The 21,274-nt window shown below is 51.7% G+C and carries 19 protein-coding genes; 8 read left to right on the top strand and 11 right to left on the bottom strand.

Features of this window, described 5'->3' with window-relative positions; translation table 11 throughout:
- Positions 1 to 9 precede the first annotated feature (9 nt).
- Complete coding sequence (locus ACQE3Y_RS13920) at positions 10 to 1,335, top strand: c-type cytochrome (protein ID WP_426981912.1); 1,326 nt, start codon at positions 10 to 12, stop codon at positions 1,333 to 1,335.
- A 70-nt stretch (positions 1,336 to 1,405) separates the two neighbouring features.
- Here ACQE3Y_RS13920 and ACQE3Y_RS13915 read toward each other — a convergent pair whose 3' ends face one another.
- Positions 1,406 to 1,729: a cupin domain-containing protein gene (locus tag ACQE3Y_RS13915; RefSeq protein ID WP_250651024.1), complete on the bottom strand. Its 324-nt coding sequence runs from the start codon at positions 1,727 to 1,729 to the stop codon at positions 1,406 to 1,408.
- 4 nt (positions 1,730 to 1,733) lie between these two features.
- A complete protein-coding gene (locus tag ACQE3Y_RS13910; RefSeq protein WP_426973176.1) occupies positions 1,734 to 2,918 on the bottom strand; it encodes an oligogalacturonate lyase family protein in 1,185 nt (394 codons plus the stop codon).
- Positions 2,919 to 3,244: 326 nt separating this feature from the next.
- Here ACQE3Y_RS13910 and ACQE3Y_RS13905 point away from each other — a divergent pair, with 326 nt between their 5' ends.
- The gene (locus tag ACQE3Y_RS13905) at positions 3,245 to 3,883 is read left to right on the top strand and encodes an RpiB/LacA/LacB family sugar-phosphate isomerase (RefSeq protein ID WP_085069746.1); all 639 of its coding nucleotides are present in this window, start codon (positions 3,245 to 3,247) and stop codon (positions 3,881 to 3,883) included.
- A gap of 88 nt (positions 3,884 to 3,971) precedes the next feature.
- Here ACQE3Y_RS13905 and ACQE3Y_RS13900 read toward each other — a convergent pair whose 3' ends face one another.
- On the bottom strand, positions 3,972 to 4,841 hold the full coding sequence (locus ACQE3Y_RS13900) for a nucleoside-specific channel-forming protein Tsx (protein ID WP_426981910.1): 870 nt from the start codon (positions 4,839 to 4,841) through the stop codon (positions 3,972 to 3,974).
- A gap of 445 nt (positions 4,842 to 5,286) precedes the next feature.
- On the opposite strand from ACQE3Y_RS13900, the gene ACQE3Y_RS13895 reads away from it, so the two are divergent.
- The 6 genes from ACQE3Y_RS13895 (at position 5,287) to ACQE3Y_RS13870 (ending at position 9,005) form a co-directional block, all read left to right on the top strand.
- Complete coding sequence (locus ACQE3Y_RS13895) at positions 5,287 to 5,868, top strand: TetR family transcriptional regulator (protein WP_426981909.1); 582 nt, start codon at positions 5,287 to 5,289, stop codon at positions 5,866 to 5,868.
- A 12-nt stretch (positions 5,869 to 5,880) separates the two neighbouring features.
- On the top strand, positions 5,881 to 6,237 hold the full coding sequence (locus tag ACQE3Y_RS13890; RefSeq protein ID WP_426973179.1) for a helix-turn-helix domain-containing protein: 357 nt from the start codon (positions 5,881 to 5,883) through the stop codon (positions 6,235 to 6,237).
- 328 nt (positions 6,238 to 6,565) lie between these two features.
- Positions 6,566 to 6,748, top strand: a complete 183-nt coding sequence (locus tag ACQE3Y_RS13885) for a general stress protein (protein ID WP_085069752.1) — start codon at positions 6,566 to 6,568, stop codon at positions 6,746 to 6,748.
- A gap of 323 nt (positions 6,749 to 7,071) precedes the next feature.
- Positions 7,072 to 7,578, top strand: coding sequence for a ferritin-like domain-containing protein (locus ACQE3Y_RS13880; RefSeq protein WP_352412391.1), 507 nt, complete (start codon positions 7,072 to 7,074; stop codon positions 7,576 to 7,578).
- 72 nt (positions 7,579 to 7,650) lie between these two features.
- The gene (locus ACQE3Y_RS13875; RefSeq protein ID WP_426973180.1) at positions 7,651 to 8,550 is read left to right on the top strand and encodes a manganese catalase family protein; all 900 of its coding nucleotides are present in this window, start codon (positions 7,651 to 7,653) and stop codon (positions 8,548 to 8,550) included.
- Positions 8,551 to 8,657: 107 nt separating this feature from the next.
- On the top strand, positions 8,658 to 9,005 hold the full coding sequence (locus tag ACQE3Y_RS13870) for a LysR family transcriptional regulator (protein WP_426973182.1): 348 nt from the start codon (positions 8,658 to 8,660) through the stop codon (positions 9,003 to 9,005).
- Positions 9,006 to 9,087: 82 nt separating this feature from the next.
- Here the strand turns inward: ACQE3Y_RS13870 and ACQE3Y_RS13865 are convergent, their stop codons facing one another.
- The 8 genes from ACQE3Y_RS13865 to tssF form a co-directional block, all read right to left on the bottom strand.
- On the bottom strand, positions 9,088 to 11,487 hold the full coding sequence (locus ACQE3Y_RS13865; RefSeq protein WP_426981908.1) for a glucose/quinate/shikimate family membrane-bound PQQ-dependent dehydrogenase: 2,400 nt from the start codon (positions 11,485 to 11,487) through the stop codon (positions 9,088 to 9,090).
- Positions 11,488 to 12,295: 808 nt separating this feature from the next.
- Positions 12,296 to 12,787, bottom strand: coding sequence for a DcrB-related protein (locus ACQE3Y_RS13860; RefSeq protein ID WP_426973184.1), 492 nt, complete (start codon positions 12,785 to 12,787; stop codon positions 12,296 to 12,298).
- 20 nt (positions 12,788 to 12,807) lie between these two features.
- On the bottom strand, positions 12,808 to 14,634 hold the full coding sequence (locus ACQE3Y_RS13855; RefSeq protein ID WP_426981906.1) for an OmpA family protein: 1,827 nt from the start codon (positions 14,632 to 14,634) through the stop codon (positions 12,808 to 12,810).
- Complete coding sequence (locus ACQE3Y_RS13850; protein WP_426981905.1) at positions 14,628 to 15,992, bottom strand: GlcNAc-transferase family protein; 1,365 nt, start codon at positions 15,990 to 15,992, stop codon at positions 14,628 to 14,630. The genes ACQE3Y_RS13855 and ACQE3Y_RS13850 overlap by 7 nt, the downstream gene beginning before the upstream one ends.
- Positions 15,993 to 16,004: 12 nt before the next feature.
- Entirely contained in the window at positions 16,005 to 17,021 is a 1,017-nt protein-coding gene (locus tag ACQE3Y_RS13845; protein ID WP_426981904.1) for a fimbrial protein, read from the bottom strand.
- 3 nt (positions 17,022 to 17,024) lie between these two features.
- A complete protein-coding gene (locus ACQE3Y_RS13840) occupies positions 17,025 to 18,101 on the bottom strand; it encodes an ImpA family type VI secretion system protein (RefSeq protein WP_426981902.1) in 1,077 nt (358 codons plus the stop codon).
- Between the two features lie 51 nt (positions 18,102 to 18,152).
- A complete protein-coding gene (tssG, locus tag ACQE3Y_RS13835) occupies positions 18,153 to 19,154 on the bottom strand; it encodes a type VI secretion system baseplate subunit TssG (RefSeq protein WP_426973191.1) in 1,002 nt (333 codons plus the stop codon).
- Positions 19,151 to 21,031, bottom strand: coding sequence for a type VI secretion system baseplate subunit TssF (tssF, locus tag ACQE3Y_RS13830; RefSeq protein WP_426973193.1), 1,881 nt, complete (start codon positions 21,029 to 21,031; stop codon positions 19,151 to 19,153). The genes tssG and tssF overlap by 4 nt, the downstream gene beginning before the upstream one ends.
- Positions 21,032 to 21,274 lie beyond the last annotated feature (243 nt).

Here is a 21,274-nt window from a genome sequence, read left to right as displayed (position 1 = left end):
ATGATGGCGATGAAAAAGGTATTACTGGCGCTGTGCCTGATGACGTCCGCTACTGGCGCAATGGCGGTTGATAACCAGGGCGGCGATTTGATCAAGCGTGGTGAGTATCTGGCGCGCGCGGGTGACTGTGTCGCCTGTCACACCAGCAAAGATGGCAAACCCTTTGCGGGCGGCCTGCCGATGGAAACGCCGATCGGCACCATTTATTCCACCAATATCACGCCCGATAAGGAAAGCGGTATCGGCAGCTACAGCTATGACGATTTCCAGAAAGCGGTACGTCACGGCATCGCGAAAAACGGCGATACGCTCTACCCGGCCATGCCTTATCCCTCTTACGCGGTGGTAAGCGATGAGGATATGCAGGCGCTGTACGCTTACTTTATGCATGGCGTGGCACCGGTGGCGCAGCAGAATAAAGAGAGCGATATTCCCTGGCCGCTGTCGATGCGCTGGCCGCTCTCTGTGTGGCGTACGCTTTTCGCGCCGGACGTGAAGGCGTTTCAGCCGAAATCGGGCGAAGATCGGGAACTGGCGCGCGGACGTTATCTGGTGGAAGGGCTGGGACATTGCGGCGCCTGCCACACGCCGCGCAGCATTACCATGCAGGAGAAAGCGCTGAGCGATGAGAAAGGCAGCGATTACCTTGCCGGCAGCAACGCGCCGATTGATGGCTGGACCGCCAGCAACCTGCGTGGCGATAACCGTGACGGCCTGGGGCGCTGGAGCGAGGACGATCTGGTGCAATTTCTGCGCACCGGTCGCAATGACGATACGGCGGCTTTCGGTGGCATGACGGAAGTGGTAGAGCATAGTCTGCAGTATCTGAGCGATGAAGATATCAAGGCGATAGCGCGCTATCTGAAATCGTTAGGCGCGAAAGATCCTTCGCAAACCGGCTTCCAGCCAGATGACGCGGTGGCACAGGCGCTGTGGAAAGGCGACGACAGCAAAGCAGGCGCGGCGGAATATGTTGATAGCTGTGCCGCCTGTCACCGTACCGATGGCCAGGGCTATAAGCGTTTCTTCCCGGTGCTGCGCGGCAATCCGGTGGTGCTGGCAGACGATCCGACCTCGCTGATCCACATCGTCCTGACCGGCAGCACCTTGCCGGGCGTACAGGGCGCACCAAGTACGGTAGTGATGCCAGGCTTTGGCTGGCGTCTGAACGATCGGCAGGTGGCCGACGTGGTGAACTTTATTCGCACCAGCTGGGGCAACCAGGCCGCGAAGCCGGTCACCGCACAGGATGTGGCCGACGTACGGAAAACGTCATTTGTTTCCAGGCAGCAGGGCAATATTGATATTGAAAAACTGCCACAGGCTGCGCATTAAGCCTGAGCCGTAATCGCACGGCGGCGCATCTTTAACCGGATCCGCCGCCGTTATTTTTTGCGGCACGTGATTACGAAAGGAAATCTTCCCGCTGTGGCGTAAAGGTATCCAGCAGCACGCCTGGCTCCAGGCAGACGCAGCCATGCACCACATCCGGCTTTTTATAGAGCGTATCGCCAGCGCTGACCTCATGGGTTTCGCCATCAATGGTAAACGCGAAGCGGCCTGACAGCACGTAGGTGAGCTGCTCGTGCGGGTGATGATGCAGCGGGCCAACCGCATCTTTTTCAAATGTCACTTCCACCGCCATCATGCCGCCGCCATGCGCCAGGATGCGCCGCGTCACGCCATTGCCCAGATCTTCAACCTGAGTCTGCTCTCTGAAAATAAACATACCGTTATCCATTATCTGCGGGTTGATCGAAAAAATCGTCGCGGATGGCAGCCAGGTAAAGCGCGGGCTGCCCTTCATAATCGGAGGTGAACAGCACCTGGCGATTGTCCGGGGTGAACGATGGATGCGGGTGGGTCACCTGACGATCGCCGTCCAGCACGCGCCACGAACTGTTATGGGCCGCCAGCGCACGATGGCGGCGCGTTTCCACATCAAACAGCCACAGCATCGGATCGTTTTCAATGGTGTAGCCTTTGGTATCCTGCACATCCACTGGTGTACCTGAACCGTCTCCTACCAGCAGCGTGCCATTGTGATTACTCATCAAATGTGAGCAGGCGGGCATGGTCATTAAAACTTCATTATGCTGCGTTACCGGATCGTAGCGGCAGATCTCGCGATCGGGACGATCTTTATGATAGGAGACATAGATCAGCGCCGATCCATCAGGCACCCAAAACTCATGGGTACAGCTTTCGCCAGGCGCATGATCTTTTACCTTGCGCATATTGTCGCCATCCTCGTCAATCAGCCACATACGGGCATCAACCCGATCGTGCGGGCCTTCATGGCAAAAGGCGACGGTATGATCGTCGTAAGGACGATAGATAGGATGGCCCAGCCACAGACGCTGCTCCAGAATGGTTTCCGCTTCACCGGTGCGTAAATCAACGCGCAGCAGGCGGCAGTGCGGATTTTTTTCAAAAAAGGTTTTAAATACCTGCCAGTCGCTGAGCGGTTCCCAGTCTTCGCGATCGATTTCAATGCCGACCAGACTGGTACATTCGCTGTTGGCAACCCAGGTGCCATAGCCTACCCACGCCTGTGGCACGGTGTAAATGGTGACCTCTTCATACGTGTCCAGATCCACACGGCGTAGCTGGCGCTCGTTTTTAACGTAGAAAAGATAGCGATCGTCGGGCGAGAGAAAGCCACCAAAGGTATTATCGCCAGCACCTTCCGTGAGCTGGGTGGCCTGCTGCTGCTTTAAATCAAGCAGATAGTAGTTGCGATGACCATCAAACTCACCGGCAAACAGCAGCTTGCTGCCGTCGTTGAAAAAGCACTTCTGGTAGAAATAGTTGCGGTGGCATAACACCTCTGGCGGCGTTAAGCGCACCATTTCCGCACCGGTCTTCTCATCCTGAAAACGATAGAAGGGCAGATGTAACCGACTCCCCTTTGCCATAGCTTTTTCCTCCCGCCAGGGGTTAATAGAAAATGAAACGCTGTTTCACATTGTGGAGAGCATACCCGGTTCGTGGCGGTTGCCGAGCGTAGCCTGAAGAAAATGTAAGAAAGATCACACAATTTTTCGGGCGGCAGCTAAATGCGCGCGGGTGCGCAAAAAGTAAGTGAAAAAGGGGCCTGAACCCAGAAATGTGAAAACCGTCACAGCAAAAAGTTAAAGCGATCTTTATAAGAAACAGCTAATATTAAATTATGAAACGGTGTTTCATAATTATGAATGCATACCACCGGCAGATAACCAGCCAGGTAATAAGAGGATAAACGATGAAAATTGCTCTGATGATGGAGAACAGCCAGGCGGCAAAAAACGCCGTGGTGCTAAAAGAACTGCAGCAGGTCGCTAACGGTCTGGATTATCCGGTATTTAACGTGGGCATGAGCGATGAGCAGGATCATCATCTGACCTATATTCACCTGGGTATTATGGCCAGCATTCTGCTGAATTCAAAAGCCGTGGATTTTGTTATTGCTGGCTGTGGCACTGGCCAGGGTGCCCTGATGTCGCTAAATATTCATCCGGGCGTCGCCTGTGGTTACTGTATCGATCCGGCGGATGCCTATCTGTTTGCCCAGATTAATAACGGTAACGCGCTGGCGCTGCCTTTCGCCAAAGGTTTCGGCTGGGGTGCGGAGCTGAACCTGCGCTTTATCTTTGAAAAAGCCTTTAGCGGCGAAAAAGGCCAGGGCTATCCGCCGGAGCGTAAAGAGCCACAGGTGCGCAACGCCGGTATCCTTAATCAGGTCAAAGCGGCAGTGGTGAAAGATAACTACCTTGATACACTGCGCGCGATCGATCCCGAACTGGTGAAAACAGCGGTCAGCGGTCAGCGTTTCCAGCAGTGTTTCTTTGAGAACTGCCAGGATAAAGAGATTGAAAACTTTGTCCGTGAAATGCTGGGCTAAGTAAACAAAAAGCCAGCCTCCGTAAAGATGGCTGGCTTTTTTGTCTTCAGGCGGCGGGGCCGGGGGTTAACTCCTGCCCTGCTTGCTATTAGAAGTTATAACCCACAACCAGATAGTAACCCCAGCCGGTTGATTTCACTTCAAACGGACCGTCGCCGAAGTTCGGATGGGCACCATCCGCCCACTGACCGCCGTTATGGAAGTAACGCGCCACCACCGAGTAGTGCCAGTGATCGTAGCCCAGCGCGAGGATATGGCTGGAGGCGATAGAGTTACTGGCGCGAGTAGCACCCGGCGTTTTATCAGCCAGATCGGAGCCCCAGTCGAAGTTGGTAAAGCCGATATAGCTCAGGTTGCCGCCCCACAGCGTGGTGATCGGCAGGAAGTATTTCACCTTGAAGCGGTAACCATCCCAGCTGTTTTCATTCGCCGCACCATAGTTTTCCCACTGATATTTGGCGTAGACGTTAAGCGACAGGCCCAGTTTGGTATGGGTATCGATATCCGTTCCCAGACCCATATACCAGGTATTCTGACGGCTGTTGCTGTCCCGGCCCATGTCGTAAACGTAGTTATTGGCGAAATACCACTCTTTGAAAGGACCGAAGCTCAGGTCGGTGCCGGTCAGCTTATCAATAGAAAAGCGTGGTTCAATTTCCAGGAACAGCGGCGAACCGTTGTCCCAAATGCCTTGCTGATAGCTGTTTGCCGCGCCGAAGAAATTAGGAATATCCAGGTAGCCATAAAAATCAAACCAGTCTTTATGGGCAAAGGCTTCATATTCCAGATAGACGTCGTTATTCAGATGCGGCCCGAAGCGGGTGTGGTTGCTGCCCACCACGTTAACGCTCTGATGCCACCAGTCAGAGACATAGGTCGCATCGCTGGTTTGCGCCTGAGAAGTGACGCTGTATGACGCTGCCAACAGCGCGCCTGCCATCAACATTTTATTTTTCATTGGTTACCACATGCTTAATGGCCTCTCTGCTGAGTCAGAGAAGGCCGCGAATCAGTGCCCATTTCTGGACGGAAAGGTGTTGTTATATGCCACTCCGGGGAGGACGTACGGGTACGTCGCGGCAGCCCGCATAGGTTGCCTGTATCCTGCGGATAGAAAATAGATATTGCTCACGTTTGTCAAAGTTTGTTTCATTTTGATTCAGCTGTTTTGTGATGCAGATCACGAACAAACGTTGTGTGTTTAAAAATTTCGTCATACAGCGCCTTTTCAATAGCAAGCAATCGCTTTCGTATGTTACGCAAACGATTAGCTGTAATGTTGTTGCTGTAAAGGATATGTAAGGATATGTCATATTGTTTTGAACGCATGTTCAGGAAAATTATTGAACATGTGTTCAAAAAGAGGCACACTGCCCGCCAGCTAAACATTACGGGACAAAGGAATGGGATACTTAAAAGCGGACGTGCGGGCAGAATTGTTACTGAATGCCGCCATAAAAGTGATGAAAAGCGAAGGATACGCTGCGGTTACTGCACGCAAAGTTGCGCAAGAGAGCGGGGCAGCTGTAGGGCATATCAACCGTCATTTCGCTTCGTTAAGTCAGCTAAAGTGTCAGGCATTCCTGGCTATTGTGCATGAGAAATCGGCGGAACATAAAGCAGCCAGCGAAGCATCAAGCGGTATCGACGCCGTACTCGCGCTGCTGGGTACCTGTGATAAAAAAACGCGCGATATAGAAATCTGGCGTGAAGTGTCGGTGCTGGCGCATCAGGATCGCGCACTGCACGAAATCTTTGTCTATGCGCTGAATCAGTGGCACAGCATGCTCAGTAGTGTCATCGAAAATAACCATTTGCGTTGCCATGATATGGCGTCTGCTACCGCCTGGCGTTTGATCGCGCTGGTTCTGGGGCAGGATTTACTGGCCATGCACGGCGTCATTGATGGTGATGAAGAGGTGCTGCGGTGCAATTTGCTTCACCTTATTCGGCTGGAGTTGCAGCCAGATGCGTCCGCACGGTAAAGGGAGAGAAACATGAGCGTAAGCGCGGCAAGTGAAAAGATGTTCACCTATGGCGTTATTCGTGAACTGATGCGCTGGATTGAAAGCAATCCACATCGACGCATTACCGTAGATGACTGCGCTGAAAAAACGGGTTATTCAAAATGGTATCTTCAGCGTTACTTTCATGCGGTAACCGGGAAAACCCTGGCAGCGTTCTGCCGCGAAAAGCGTTTGGTTGCCTCAGCTCGCATGCTGTTAGAGGCGAATGTCACCATTGAATATGTTGCGGTACAGCATGGTTTTTCTTCCCATGATACTTTCCACAAAACCTTTGTTCGTCACTATGGCATGACGCCTGGCGAATTCCGTCAAAAGTGCCGTGAATAACTCAGGTCAGTAAAGACTGGCCTGCACGGTAATTACCTTATCGTTTATTTATCTCCCATAAAATCACAGCAGAGTTAATGCTTATTACCGCTTCGCCTGTTAATAACCCTGCGTTTATTTAATATTTGCATCCGATTGTAATTAAATCTTTCAAATCTGAAGGTTTACAGGGCCGTTCTTTTTCTTTTCAATCATTTATTACCGCTGCGTTTATCATTTGCGTTCCTCAACGCGTTAGCTAAATTTATACCCGTAGTCGCGAATATTCTTTTCCATTACCCAGGTAGTGGATAAGAATATTATTTATGAAATAACGAGGAGGAATACTATGACTGAACATCGTGGCAATCCTGGTAATTTCGCAGAAGATCGTGAGAAAGCATCAGAAGCCGGTAAAAAAGGCGGTCAGCATAGCGGGGGTAATTTCAAAAATGACCGTGAAAAAGCTTCCGAAGCTGGTAAAAAAGGCGGCCAAAACAGCCACGGCGGTGGACGTCCCTCTGGCAGCTAACCGATTAGCTGGCTGATCCCATCGTTTTCAACCCCCGACACGTTTTGTATAACTGTCGGGGGTTTCTCATTTCCGTATCTCTATTTATAGCACTAATCTGAATATCACCCGTTTCTGCTTTATAGCGCATTAACAAAAACATAACGCAAATTTTTTTTGCGTTAGGGTTGTTAATTGCTGTTTCGCTGCCTACGCTTTTTAAGTATGGATTTTAAGGTTCGCCGAACTTTTATCGGTGAACAATATGAAAGAGATAATTCTGACGTTGCGTTTGTTGATTACGTTGGGCTTATTTTCTGACTCACTTATCACGAGGTGAAAGTATGACTTATCAGGAAAACTATCTCAGCTGGCTGCGTGACGCGCATGCAATGGAAAAACAAGCAGAAGAAATGCTGGAAAAAATGTCTTCGCGCCTGGAGCATTATCCCGATCTTAAAGCACGTCTTCAGCAACATATCGAAGAAACACGTCAGCAGCAGCAAATGCTGCAACAGGTTATCGATCGTCAGGATACCTCCAGCTCTACCATGAAAGACATGATGGGGAAAGTGGCGGCGATGGGCCAGGCGATGGGCGGTATGTTTGCTTCCGATGAAGTCGTGAAAGGCGCAATCAGCGGCTACGTCTTCGAACAGTTTGAAATTGCCTGCTACACCTCTCTGATTGCCGCCGCTGAACTGGCTGGCGATAGCGAGGGTGCACGCGTATTTGAGCAAATCCGCGAGCAGGAAAAAGCAATGGCTGACTGGGCACTGAACCATCTGCCTGATGTTACCGAGCAGTTCATGGTGCGTTCTGCACAGCCAGATACCGAAGCAAAAAAATAATATCAAAGCCAGCAATGGCATTTCACTGCATTGAGGTTGCCAGCGTTGGCAACCTCTATAGAGGAGTGAGCAATGTTTAGACATGTCAAACAATTGCAGTACACGGTACGTGTGGCTGAACCTAACCCAGGGTTGGCAAATCTGCTGCTTGAGCAGTTTGGTGGTCCGCAGGGTGAACTTGCCGCCGCCTGCCGTTATTTTACCCAGGGTCTGGGCGATGACGATGCCGGACGTAAAGATATGCTGCTGGATATCGCAACGGAAGAGCTGAGCCATCTTGAGATTATCGGTTCTCTGGTAGGGATGCTGAACAAAGGCGCAAAAGGCGCGCTGGCTGAAGGAACCGAACAGGAAGCTGAGCTTTATCGTTCATTAACCGGCAACGGTAACGATAGTCATACCACCGCATTGTTGTACGGTGGTGGGCCGCCGCTGACAAACTCTGCTGGCGTACCCTGGACCGCAGCCTATATTGATACCATCGGCGAAGTCACCGCCGATCTGCGCTCCAATATCGCCGCAGAAGCGCGTGCAAAAATCATCTACGAACGACTGATTAACCTGACGGATGATCCAGGCGTAAAAGATGCGCTGGGCTTCCTGATGACGCGCGAAGTCGCGCACCAGATCTCTTTTGAGAAAGCGCTCTATTCGATTCGTAACAACTTCCCGCCAGGCAAACTGCCGCCGATTGAGAAGTATGCCAACACTTACTTCAATATGTCTGAAGGCGGTGATGTACGCGGTAGCTGGAACTCGGATGAGAACTTTGATTACGTCGCGAATCCTCAGCCGGCGGTTGACGGCGGCGACGGTCTGGCATCAGTGATGCTGTCGGAGCAGGAAAAAGCCATGCTTGAAAGCATGGCGTTGCGCACCCGTTCTAACCCGGATATTGATCCTACCACCGGTGCAGAACTGGGCTCGCAGCAGTTAACTGACGACGCGCAAAACCTTACGCCGAAACAGTAAGCCTCTCCTGAGCCGCCTGCGGGCGGCTCAGTTTTACTTGTTTTTTCCCACTGGTATTTTCCCCTTCTTTTTGTCAGGCTGTCCGTCACATGCTGACGGGGAACCTTATGCAACCGCTTGAAAATATTACCGCAATGATGGTTTTTGCCCGTGTAGTGGAAACCCAGAGTTTCACCGAGGCGGCGAATAGCCTTGGCCTGTCAAAATCTTTTATCAGCAAAGAGATTGCGCAACTGGAAATCCGGCTGGGCGTTAAGCTACTGGAGCGGACAACCCGACGCATGGTGGTCACCGAAGTGGGGCGCGCCTGGTATCAATTTTGCGCCCGCGCCCTGCAGGAAGTGCAGGAGGCCGATGCGTTTATTCGCGATTATCATCAACAGCCCGCCGGTAATCTCAGCATTATTGCGCCAGTTAATTTTGGTCGACGCTGTATCGTGCGCGGCGCGCTATAGGTTGCTATGGCTTTTCTGGCGATCCGCAGGCATAAAAAAACCCCGGCGTCAGGCCGGGGTTTTGTCAGCGTTGCGGGTCAGATTATTTCTGATCCGGCAGCGCGTAGGCAATGATGTAATCACCCAGTTTGGTGCCAAAAGAGCCGTGGCCACCAGCAGAAATCACCACGTACTGTTTGCCGTTGGCTTCATAGGTCATCGGCGTTGCCTGACCACCCGCCGGCAGACGGCCTTCCCACAATTTTTCACCGGTATTGGTGCTGAAAGCGCGCAGGTAGTTATCCGCTGTCGCAGCGATAAAGAATACGTGACCTGCCGTGGTTACCGGGCCACCCAACATCGGCATACCCATTTTGAACGGCAGAGGAACCGGCGAGCTGTCGCGAACGGTACCGATACGTTTTTTCCACACCACTTCGTTGGTTTTCAGATCCAGCGCAGAGATATAACCCCAGGCTGGCTGTTTGCACGGCAGACCAATCGGAGAAAGGAACGGATTCAGTTCCACACCAAAAGGTACCCCATACTGCGGCTGAATACCGGTTTCGGTGCCTGAACCGCCTTTCGCATCGGCTGGCGGCTCCATCGGGTTACCTGGACCACGTGGAATCAGCTTAGAAACAAACGGCAGCGCCATTGGGTTAGCAATCGCGATCTGACGGTTAGGATCCACGGCGATACCACCCCATTCAAACATGCCAAGGTTGCCCGGGAATACCAGGGTACCCTGTTCAGACGGCGGCGTGAACGGGCCTTCATAGCGCAGACGATGGAAGATAACGCGGCACACCAGCTGATCGAACATGGTGGCGCCCCACATATCTTTGCCCGACAGGTTATCTTTCGGACGGAACGTCAGCTCTGAGTAAGGCTGGGTTGGCGACAGGCGATCGCCTTTCGCCGGACCTTGCGGAACCGGGGTTTCCGGCGCAGGCACAACCAGCTTACCGTTGCGGCGATCCAGCACAAAGATGTTACCGGTCTTGGCAGGCGCGTAAATAACCGGGACGGTATTGCCATCTTTATCGGTAATGTCAGCCAGCGTCGGCTGGGACGGCAGATCCATATCCCACAGGTCATGGTGAACGGTCTGATAAGACCATGCCAGCTTACCGGTCGTGGCGTTCAGAGCCAGAACGGTGTTGGCGTAACGCTCCTGTTCCGGCGTACGGTGACCACCCCAGATATCCGGCGTGGAGACGCCCATCGGCAGGTAAACCAGATCCAGTTTGGCGTCATAAACCGCAGGCGCCCAGGAGTTAGGTGAGTTCGGTACGAAGGTTTTACCGTCTGCCGGGATGGCATTTGGATCTTTCGCGCCCGGATCGAACACCCAAAGCAGCGCGCCGGTATTCACATCAAAGCCGCGGATAACGCCTGACGCTTCATGCGTGGAGTAGTTATCGGTTACCGCGCCTGCGACCACAATGACTTTATCAGTGATAACCGGCGGAGAGGTTGGCTCATAGGAACCCGGCGTGGAGACTGACTGTTTGTGCTGCAGATCCAGCTCGCCGTTGTTAGCGAAGTCCGGGCAGCGTTTGCCAGTTTCAGCATCCAGCGCGAACAGACGACCGTCGTTTACCGGCAGGATAATGCGGCGTGCGCAAAGTGCCGGCGCGGCAGTACCCGCAGCAGCAGCAGCAGCAGGAGCTTCATGATAAGAAACGCCACGGCAGGTGATGTGCTGGAAAGTTGGGTTTGACTTCAAACCTGGATCAAATTTCCATTTCTCTTTACCGGTTGTTGCATCCAGAGCAAACAGAATCTGGTGTGCAGTACACAGGTAAAGGGTGTCGCGGATTTTAATCGGCGTCACTTCATTGGTGATTTCACCCGGATCGTTCGGCGTTTTCAGGTCGCCGGTACGGAAGGTCCAGGCTACCTGCAGATCTTTTACGTTCTTCTCGTTGATTTGGGTCAGCGGAGAATAACGGGTACCTGCCTGATCGCGGCCATAGGCCGGCCAGTCGCCCGGTGGGATCGAGGTATCAGCCGCAGCCGGTGCAGTTTGTGCGGAGGCTGGCAGGGTGCCGTTGATCTCCTGCGGATCGTTAAACACAGCCCACGCCAGCACAATAACGCTGACAGCCAGGCTCAGACCCATCAGAGAAGCGCCTGCTTTGCTACCGTGAGACGGCGTAATGCCGCGATATACAAACGGCAACAGCAGCCAGATGCCAAAAATAACCCAAACGTCGGTACGCGGTGCCAGGGCCCAGAAGTCGAAACCGGCTTCCCATACTGACCAGGCTACCGTACCCAGCAGCAGCAGTGCGTAGACCACCAGCGCGGCGCTGTGACGACGATATAACAGAAAGGCCGTTACCAGCATCGCAATACCGCTAATAACGTAGTACCAGCTACCACCTATTGTGGAGAGCCAAAGCCCGCCAATCAGCAAATACGCGCCGCAAAGCACAGCGAATAATACGGTGAGAAGCCGTATCACGCGTAAAGATGATGAGGAGTCTTTCCCCATAATTTAGTCCTCTTGAGTGTTGCCATAAACCTAAGTAAACAACCAGCCTGGTTGTATACCAGCAGATAAAGTACGGGTGTTCAGTGTTCCTGATAGCGCTCTTCTGTGAGCTAAATGTTCCTGATGCGTTAAATTTTATATGAATAAGCGTTACAAGTTTCGATTTTTTTGGCAGGAATTATGATCCGCTGCTTTTTATATAGCAGCTGATCCTGATGCTGGGGCAAAAAATAGCCACGAGAATCGACTTATGGCGAAAAAAAACGCGCTATTTCCGCCACCGGATAACGATTAACCGCATAGTGAGAGGCCACGCCGGAATAAACGGCGGCGGTAAGGAAAAAAACGTTATTTATTCTTCATGAGGCGAGTAGAACGCCAACTAATAAATGAGCGCTGATCGGAAGATAAAAATGGCCCTCCAGCCACTCAGGGCGGCAGCGGACAAGATAGACCATTTGTAGCTCGGTCCCCGATAACGCGCCAAACCCGGCTGTGCCACGTAGTGATAATTAACATTGCTAATAAAAAGGCTGAAACAGCGACGATGGCTGTGAAAACAGAGCCTCAGCCATAGACTGCCCGGCACAATATCCTCATGCAGGGCATGCCGGTGCGTAATGATAATTTCGCGTTCGGCTTATAACGCGGGCCTGATATCGCGGCGGGAAATTTCAGGCGGAAAGCGTGATTGCAAGTGATAAATATAAAAACTTCCCGCGAACAATCGCTTCGCCAGGAACCAGACAAACCAGAATTTCGGTCGAAATTCTGGTTTTAGAGGCGGGATTGTTACAACAGGGCTGCGTTAGCTTTCCACAGCAAGAGGGGCGTCAGCCGGAATAAAGCTATTAATAATGCGAACATAGTGTTTACGCTGCGCTTCGGTGAAATCATTATTGGCAGCCAGAGTGAACACAATCAGTTTACGTGAGTGCGGATTAAGCCGCGGATGCCAGGGTAGCGTCACAATTGACGATACCTGCCGAACCCACGCACCATCTTCAAGAAATTTATTGGCGGTTTGCAGCACAGGCAGCTTTGCTGGGCCAATCTCATGTTTCAGGTTTTTCCCCTCCACCTCAAAACCAGGGACAAATCGTTTCATTTTATCCCATTGCTTTTCGCAAAAATCATCTACTGTCTGATCCTGTTCCAGCGTGGCGCGGTTAATCAAAATATTATAGGCATTATGATCATCGTCCATAAAGCGAAGGATATTAATTGACTGATCCTCCTGTGGGTCGAATGTCATGAAACTCCCTTCGTTAAGCGGATAGGTCACAGGTTTTTTGCTCATAGGTGACTCTCTCTTATTCCTTAATGGTGTTGTACAGGTAGCGGAATGATTTCAACGCGGCGGTTCTGTGCGCGTCCTTCCTGGGTATCGTTACTGGCTACTGGACGGGAGTTACCCGCGCCTTCAATGATAAAATGGCTGGCCGGCAAACCGGTCTGTTCTGTCAGCCAGTCCCGAATCTTCCTGGCGCGTTCGGTTGATAACGACAGGTTTATGGCGGCGGATCCGGTATTGTCCGAGTGACCGATGATGAGGTACTTCTGTTGCGTCGCGCCCTTTATTTTGGGAACCAGCCCCGCCAGTATTTCTTCACTGCCCGGCCTCAAATTGCTGCTGCCGCTTTCAAACAGCGGCACTGTGCCGGAAAGGGTGAATAAGGCCGCGTCAGCACTCTCTTCATGCTCCCTCATTAACGTTTTTAACGGCGTTATCCGGCTGAGGTAACTCTGAATTTCGTCGATGTTCCGCTTGCCGTAGTAATAAAAAACCGTCGTCAGGCAGATAAGGATCGCCAGTAGCGCGACAATACCGGGCCACTTTCTGCGGACCGGCGATAGTGCGATCGCTGGTGGACGTTCAGGCGCAGCTTCTGGTTCTTGTTCCTGTTCGATGAGCGGTAGCAACGGAATTGCAGGTAGCGGCGGCATGGCAATGCATGTCGACAAACCCGGCAGGATCCCATATTTCTCCGCGAGCCAGAGCGACCAGGCGCCATGGCGAGTGAATCCTTGTCCATAATCGGCAAGGAGAACGCCCACCAGATCGATTTGCGTGCTGTCGAACAGGTTTTGCAACACACTCATGATTCGCTTTTCCGCCAACCAGGCGATGAGTGTGCAGGCCAGGGCATGGCGCTGAATAGCGTAGAGATCGCTGCCGTCATCGCGGGCGTCAAGCTCGGTAATCAGGTTAACAAGACGCGATTCCAGCTTGAGGTGGCAGTCAGGCGACACCGTTAGTCCGCCTGTCCAGATAGCGCTGTCTGGATCATGAGGATAGCGCTGCTGGCTTAGCCGTGTATAAAGCCCAAGCAGACAAGGTAAATGCTCCGGCAATCGGTTTGATGAAAAAGCGTGTTGCCACGCCGTGATTTGTTCAATCATGACGCTGCTGTTTTCGAAACCATCTGCCAGTAGCGGAAAGAAGGCCAGCGTTGTCACCGTGCCGTGGCTTTTTTTTACATGCTCCAGTCGGCCGATCAGCGTGCTGACGTGTTCAGCAACAACCCAGACGATACTGTTGTCGCTACTGGAGGAGAGATTGGCCTGGCTAAACCACTTACCGGCGAACGGCCCAATAATAAAGACCATCAATCGGGGGGACCCTGCATCGCCGTGTTGTACGATCCACGACGCCGGTTCTCCTGCCGATGAGCGTAATGGAGCGCGCGCGCGCGAAAAATAGCGAGCCCGCCAGGCAGTACGTAGCGTAATGAGCTTTTCAGTTCGCCCTTCCATTTGTATCAGCAGCATTAAAAGCTTCCACGCGTAGCGAAATATCACTTCGCTGTCAGTGTTGAGCAGAGCGTCAAGCTGGGCGGAGAGCGTGAGGTTTTCTTGACTTTCGGTGTAACCGTAAAAGTAATGCACCAGTGAATAACGTTGCCAGGAAAGAGAGTTATGTTGCTCATTACTGGTGAGCCGTTTATCGAAATAACAACATAGCGCGCGGCAGAGCGATTCACTCTCTGCCTGTGTTTGGTCTTCCGTCAGCAGCGCCTTATTAAATTGTTCGATGAGCGAGATCAGCCTGAGCTGAAAGTCCGCAGCGGAAGGAATGATCCCGTCAAAGGAGAGAAGTGTATCGATGCCCGTCAGCCTGCAAAAAAGGGTTTCGCTTTTCACCATGCTTTCTCCGTGACGTTGCCCCAGCCTGAGGTATCTGACCACGGGCATATTCGAATAACAGAAGGCCTGTCAATGCTGGCGGTTTTAAACTCAAGTAAAAGCGTAGGGAGATTATCGGCCGATTCGGTGCGTAACGTTTCCAGCTCCTGGGGTTCCAGCGTGCGCTTATACAGCAGGATATTCTGCGCGTTATAAACACTGAGATGCAGATTGCTCATCCTGGTTTCATCGGTCTCATAATCTGATGCGTTCAGCGTGATGGATTTTTTGTAGTAGGCGAACTGCCGGTTAAGCCATTCCGTTTCGTCGGCTGGCGGTGTCGCAAAAAAGTTAATTTTTTCGCTATCCAGGACTTCAGGCAAAACCGTGCTTTTTTGCAGGCAGATACCAGCCTGATATTCAAACTGTCGCAGGGTTCTCTGATTGCCTAACGTGTAAGGGGCGAGGCTGGCGACAGATTCTTTCTCTTCCAGTCCTAACAAGGTCCTGACCCTTTTTTTCGCAATCAGGTCTCTTTCCCACCACGCTTTTTCGACTTTGCCCTGATCCTTCGCCTGATTATTGTGATCGCCCCAGACTTTGCTGTGTTCTTTACGCTGATAGTAATGCCAGAGCAGCGGCTTATGGGGATGATAAACGTCGTAGCCGTGAGTGAAGGCACGGACCGCCATGGCTATCTCTTCTCCAGCGAAGAATATCTGTGGATCGTTGGGTACCGTCTTTACAAAATCGCCGAGAGTGAAGATGAATCCGCCAGCCAGATAGCTGCCGCGTACCGGTACCTCGGCTTGAAACGGCGTAGAGCTAAACATCGGAATGCCTTGCGTGTCGTATTCACGGAAAATCAAACGGCTAACATAGGTCTTTTTACTGGCCTCTTCGTCGTCCCCTGGCTTGTAAGCCGGGGGATAAGAGGAGATTATCGGGCGGGGGGACGTCGTCTGTAGTTGTCGCAGCATGACTGTCATTTCGTTATCCCAGTCAGGAATAAAGCGGCAGTGAGAGTCTATCTGCAGGAAATAATGCTCATTTTCGAACAGCGTTTCCGCCAGGCTGCGCGCCCAGCATGCCCCCTGGCTGGTATAATAGTGGACGCTGATAACATCAATGCGGGCCTGGTTATAGCGAAACATCAATACTTCGCGTCCTTCGACGACCCGGCCTCCCTGTGGCGTAAACCCGGCCTGTTCGAAAACCTCTGGCATTTCGTTGTCTTGCCAGCAAATCGCAATATGCAGATTTTCCGGATGCGCAGCATGGCGCAGCATATCCCTGAGGGTCGGCAACAGTTCCGGATCGCGATAGCTGGCGATGCTGATAAAAATTGTCGCTGGGTTATCCATATTTCCCTGATCCATTAATTATTCCGTTTACTGAATATCAAAAATGATTTCTGCTTTTGCTGTGAAAATGCCACCAGCGGGCGTGGCGGTATTGCCTGGAATTAACGTGGCTTTCCATGAGAATTCGGCGGGCCCCTGGCTGGTGATATTGCTCTTTTGCTCGTAAGTGGTGCCGTCGACTTTCATCAACTGGTTATTACCGTTGGTGATGCGGATCCTCAGCCTGTCTTTATTGCCGGCCGCATCTTCGACCCGGATATAGCTGCCGTCTGAAGAGGGGGTATCGGTGATTATTGAGGCTTTGGCTGAATAGGTGCCATAGTCGCTCTTACACACAATGGCGAAATCCATATTGCGGGTCACGCCTGCGCTTAACAGCGTGGGCGTCACGGTATTAAAATCGATGGTTTTGGCATTATCGGTAGTACACGCCGGGGTGCTGACTATTTTCATCCCGCCAATATTTAGTTTGACAGTGAAATTGGCTGGATTGGCACTCATTATATAGTTATAGCCAATTAGCCCTGCGGGCAATACGGTATCGCCCGTTGGGCTATTCAGGCGTATTCTGCCGGTTTTAAAAAACTGGATGCGGTAGAACGATCCCGCTCCAACATCCAGCGTACCGGTTGTTGGTATCACCCATTCCCCCGTATTCTTATCCTTTACAGGAGAAAATTTCAGGTAGCTGGTGGACGGGAAGTTACCAAAGGCCTCACCATTGCTGAATAACAGCTTAACGCCAATACCGGGAATATTGGTCTGATAGATCCTCGTGCTCGGATCCTGGCCCAACAGATTTACCGCGCGCTTTCCATATTCTGTATTTGCATCACACTTGTTGAAGCCAACACCGACTCCCAGCACCGTGCTGTCGTACTGAGCGAACTCCTTCGAGGTATCGATCTCCTGATCGGCGGATAGGGTAATCACCTGTGAGCTGATAGCGAGCGGCGTCGGCTGGCCGCGCGCAAGCGTACAGACGGCCCAGGCGCCAGGCGATATCAATATCGTGGAAAGCAGAGCGATAGCGATCCTTAACATCTTTTATTCCTTCTCTTGACTCAGAATGGCGACGATTTCAGGGGGATACATCTTTAAGAGTTCGGCGAAATTTTTCCCAATGCTCTCCTCTGCGTACCTCAAAACCGGAATGAGCGGGCTACTGGGTTCGGTCATTGCGAACCAGCTGCGAACTTCTTGCAGTCGGTGCAGCGCATCGGTGCGGTTGTTAATGCCCTTGCGGACTTCCGGCGACGCCGAAGGGCGCTCGCCACTAACCGCTGGGGCTTCAACGGAAAGCGGTGCGGCATTGATTACAGGAACAGGACGTTCTTCCTGTGCGGGGATTTCCGGTAAGGTATCTGCAGGGAGGTCTGCCGCCGGCGCTGTGCTGCCGAATTCACTGGAAAACATGGCAAGAATATTTTCCAGCACGTTCAGTTCCGGCGCTTCATCCTGAAGTGTTGCGGCAAGCTCTTTTTTTATCTCCTGTAAGAAGAAATGCGCCTGAGTGAGTGGGCGGATCGCGTCTCGTGCGTTGAGATGCCATTCGTGCACTAATGCGGCGATGGCCGTCTCTGGCAGAGCGCCTTCTTCCCGGGGAACCTGGTGTGCCTTTTCAAACTCCTTTACGCTGATTTGCAGGCCAGCGGCTCGTGGAAGCGGCTGGTTACGTAAATCCGCCAGCAGACCATGAATATCCTCCAGTTCGGCGAATGCATTCGCTCGCAATATAGGGGCAAACTCCCCCTCGTCCAGCAATTGGGGATGGAGATCGTCTGGCCAGGCCTTCAGCAAGGCGTGGAGGACTTCAGTACCCTCCGCCAGCGCAGGCAGGCCAATCTTACGTAATCGACAGCGCATCAGGATAACCAACAGCCGGATATCCTTGCTTTTTTGCAGCAGGGCAAGGCAATTTTGCTCTATTTCCGTCCAGTTAATGGGTTCCGCCGCTTCGACGAAGCTGCCGTATTCGGCTCCCAGTTTTGGTTGGATCTGGGATTGCAGCATGATAAATGCCGGATCGTAATCCAGACTTGCGCCGCAGGGGGCATCCTCTGTGACTGGCTGCATGACATGCTGGTAATAATCTGAACAGGCCAGGACTGGTATATGATTCATCACGTTTTATTTTTTATCCCTGTTGTTGGTATCCTTAATTCGGAGCGATTATTAGCGATGATACGTTTCCGGTTCGAAGCTCATACCGTAAACCGGCGAGTCGCATGTCTCCCTCTCTAGCCAACTGGCGTAACCAAGCTGATGATTACCATCGAGCGTGGCGCGCGGTACTTGATCGGGTGCCAGTATTAACTGGACATCCCAGGCATACTCGAAACCGATAAAGCTGCGCACCAGTTCACGAAGTACTGACAGGTCGCGACCCCATGGGCTGAAAAGCATGTACTGAGAGAGGGAAAGTGGTCCCATTAACAATTTGAATTTGTGCTGCCTGTCCAGTACGGTGTTGCCGAGGATCGCACCGTCGCCCAGTAAAGATGCGTAGCAGTCATCGCCAAGCGCGGTTTGATCTTTGCTGTCCAGGAAAATCCATTGCAGCTCAAACTCTTTCATTCGAACAGGAACGTTGAAGTAGTACTGCATAGCGCCCAGCAGGCCGTCTGGATTACGGGCTTCACGAACCAAATGCGCAGAAGAGGCCAGCCTGGCGTGAACCGGAAGCGGTTCTGGTGCCAGTTCAGCTGGATCCAGCCCTACCAGGCTACCGACATAAAATGAAAAACGTTCGTCGTCTTTACGATCCAGCGAGGCAGTATCCTGCGATAAAAACCAGGCACGATAGAACAGGCTAAGCGCCCGATGATGGAAGATATCCACGAAGTCGATTAGCGTGTGGTCGTGTTGTTCATAGCGTGAGTAGGCCAGCTCAGAAAGATGAAGCGGCATCGCCCCTTGCGCGCCCCAAACCCCCAACCCGAACAACTGAAGCTTAATTTTGTCATCCTGTTGGCTGATGGCAGCTATCTCGCGCGGCGAGAAGACCATGCTTGCTACCTGCCCAAGGCGGAAGCGCTCCTGAGAAGGCAACGTGGCCTTACCCGGCGGTGGCAAAGCAGGTGTACGGGCGGCCATTGCGCGCATGATGCTGATGAAACCCGCCTCCCATGGAACCTGAGTATCAAACCAGGCTTCCAGCCCATCAGGTTTTGTCATAACGCCCCCCGTCTGCCCGGGCGCGCTTTCCAGCGCGCGATCAATCCGCGTTGCATGGAGTGCAGTTCAGTTTCCGTAAATACGTTAATGGAGGCATGGCGCGCCAGATAGTTTTCCATCACCAGGCCAAATAAATAGGGACTTATGCCGGAGAAACCCTCTTCGTCCACGGTCAGGCTACAGTTTACTCCGCGTCCGTAGACCAGCAATCCATCGTCCGCCAGGCGGCGTACGACTGGCTTGGTCTGGCATCCTACCAGGCTGTTAATTTGCTCAATGGGTTCAGGATCAGCGGCGCTGGTGAACAGCCTTAGCATATTGCGCAGCGACTCGCCGCCCTGAGCGTGTTCCATATCCGAGAGCGGCAGATAGTTAAAGCTCAGCTGGCGGATCAGCCTCCATGCGGACTCACCCACAGATAATGGAGGTTGTGGAGCGCTGGGCGCGCTGACAAAGCGCGCGCCATGAATAGGGACGGAATCCGACATGGTGAGATCGAAGTTGCCGGTATTGGTGAGAAGACGAGGCAAATCGCGATTAGTGACCATCGCATCGACCAACAGGTAGCGAATATGTTCGCTATAGGGCGCTTCTTGCTGGTCGACCAGCGAGATGAAAATTTCGGTGCCGCTGTAAGGTGTTCGGGTGTCATATTTGCGGCCGGTGGTCTCTTTAGCGCGCATCTCTCGCTTAACAGAGAAGTAACGCCCAAAATTGCCCATATCGCTATGACGAGTTTGATAAAGCGGATTAAATATTAACTCTTCGCTGGTTTCCGCCTGCAGACCCACTACTTTGTTTACGGAAAAAACTTCATAGTCGAGTGAGCGGCTGCGATCGGGAATGATATGGAAATAATTCAATGCCCGGTTGATCTCAATGCGGTCCACCCGTTTCGGAAACAGGTTAATGACCGGAGTACAAAAAAGTAAAAAACGTGAAGCGTCGAGATGAACAGTAAGATCCTGCGGCAATTTAGTTAGGAGAATAATGACTTCTACTTCGTTAGTATTGTTTTGTTCCAGCGCAGCGGAGAGCTGAGTGAGAGAAAAAAAGTAAAAACGCGCACGGCATGCAATATATTCCTGAATTAATGTATGACCGTGAAACATATTCCATTGCAGCGGTAACAGGCTTTGATCAGGCGCCAGACCTTCGAATTTTAGCGGTTGATGGCTGATGACATGGTGCCGTGGCTTATTTTGTTCTCCGCTACGTACTACTGTTGCAATATGGCTGCCGTGAAGCAGCTCAAAGGTATGTGAAACAATGCGTTCATCTCCCTGAATATAAACAGGAAGTTCATCCAGTCCTTTCAGGCTGGAGAAAACCAAATCGCCCTGTAGTTTCAATTTCATGCGTAGTGCGCCTTTTAACTGATGGCGCTTGATACGATAGTGTTCAAGGTCAGGAATATCGGGGGGAACCGAGGTTAGTCTGACTTCTGTAAGTTCCAGCGGCCATAATGTCACATCCTGGTTATTTCTAAATTCGCAGCGAGTCATTTCACCGGGCAGGATTTGGCTGTAAAACGCACTCTGTTTAGGAATGAGATAGCCATGCGTTAAATCGCCTTCACTCAGATCCGGCTTTAGTTGCACGACCCCCATTGAAGGTGTTGGCGAGTTATAGTTGGGATAGACGATATCAAGCAAGCGCTGGGTAAATTTAGGGAATTCAGCATCGAGCTTTATCTGCGTCCTGGCAGATAAAAAGCAAAAAGCTTCTATTAAACGTTCAACATAAGGATCGGCAATTTCAATGCCGTTCATTCCCAGGCGCCCGGCAATCTTAGGGTGGCGGGCAGCAAACTCGTGTGCCATTTCCCTGATGAAAGTCAGTTCCCGATTGTAGTAATCCAGAAAGTTGTGTTCCACTTGGCATCCTGTAATTATCGGCAAGGTAAATCTAACTAACGGTAATGCTTAGAAGCAGGAGAAGCAGGAATATCATGCGGTTCTCGTCGAACTCCTTTTCCTCTCTTTATTAACATCATTCTAAAAGTAAAAAGTATTTTTTTGCTTTGCATATTAATTGTTTTTGTTAATTTAGGAATGTCTCTCGGGCTGTATTCTGAAAAAGAAATATTTTTGTTTTGAAAAAGAATTCTTTGCCGGTCA

It is taken from the genome of Pantoea sp. FN0305 (genome assembly GCF_050113845.1).
GTDB classification, from domain to species: domain Bacteria; phylum Pseudomonadota; class Gammaproteobacteria; order Enterobacterales; family Enterobacteriaceae; genus Mixta; species Mixta alhagi.
Note: the sequence above shows the minus strand (reverse complement) of the source record. Positions and strands in the feature narration are given on the sequence as shown.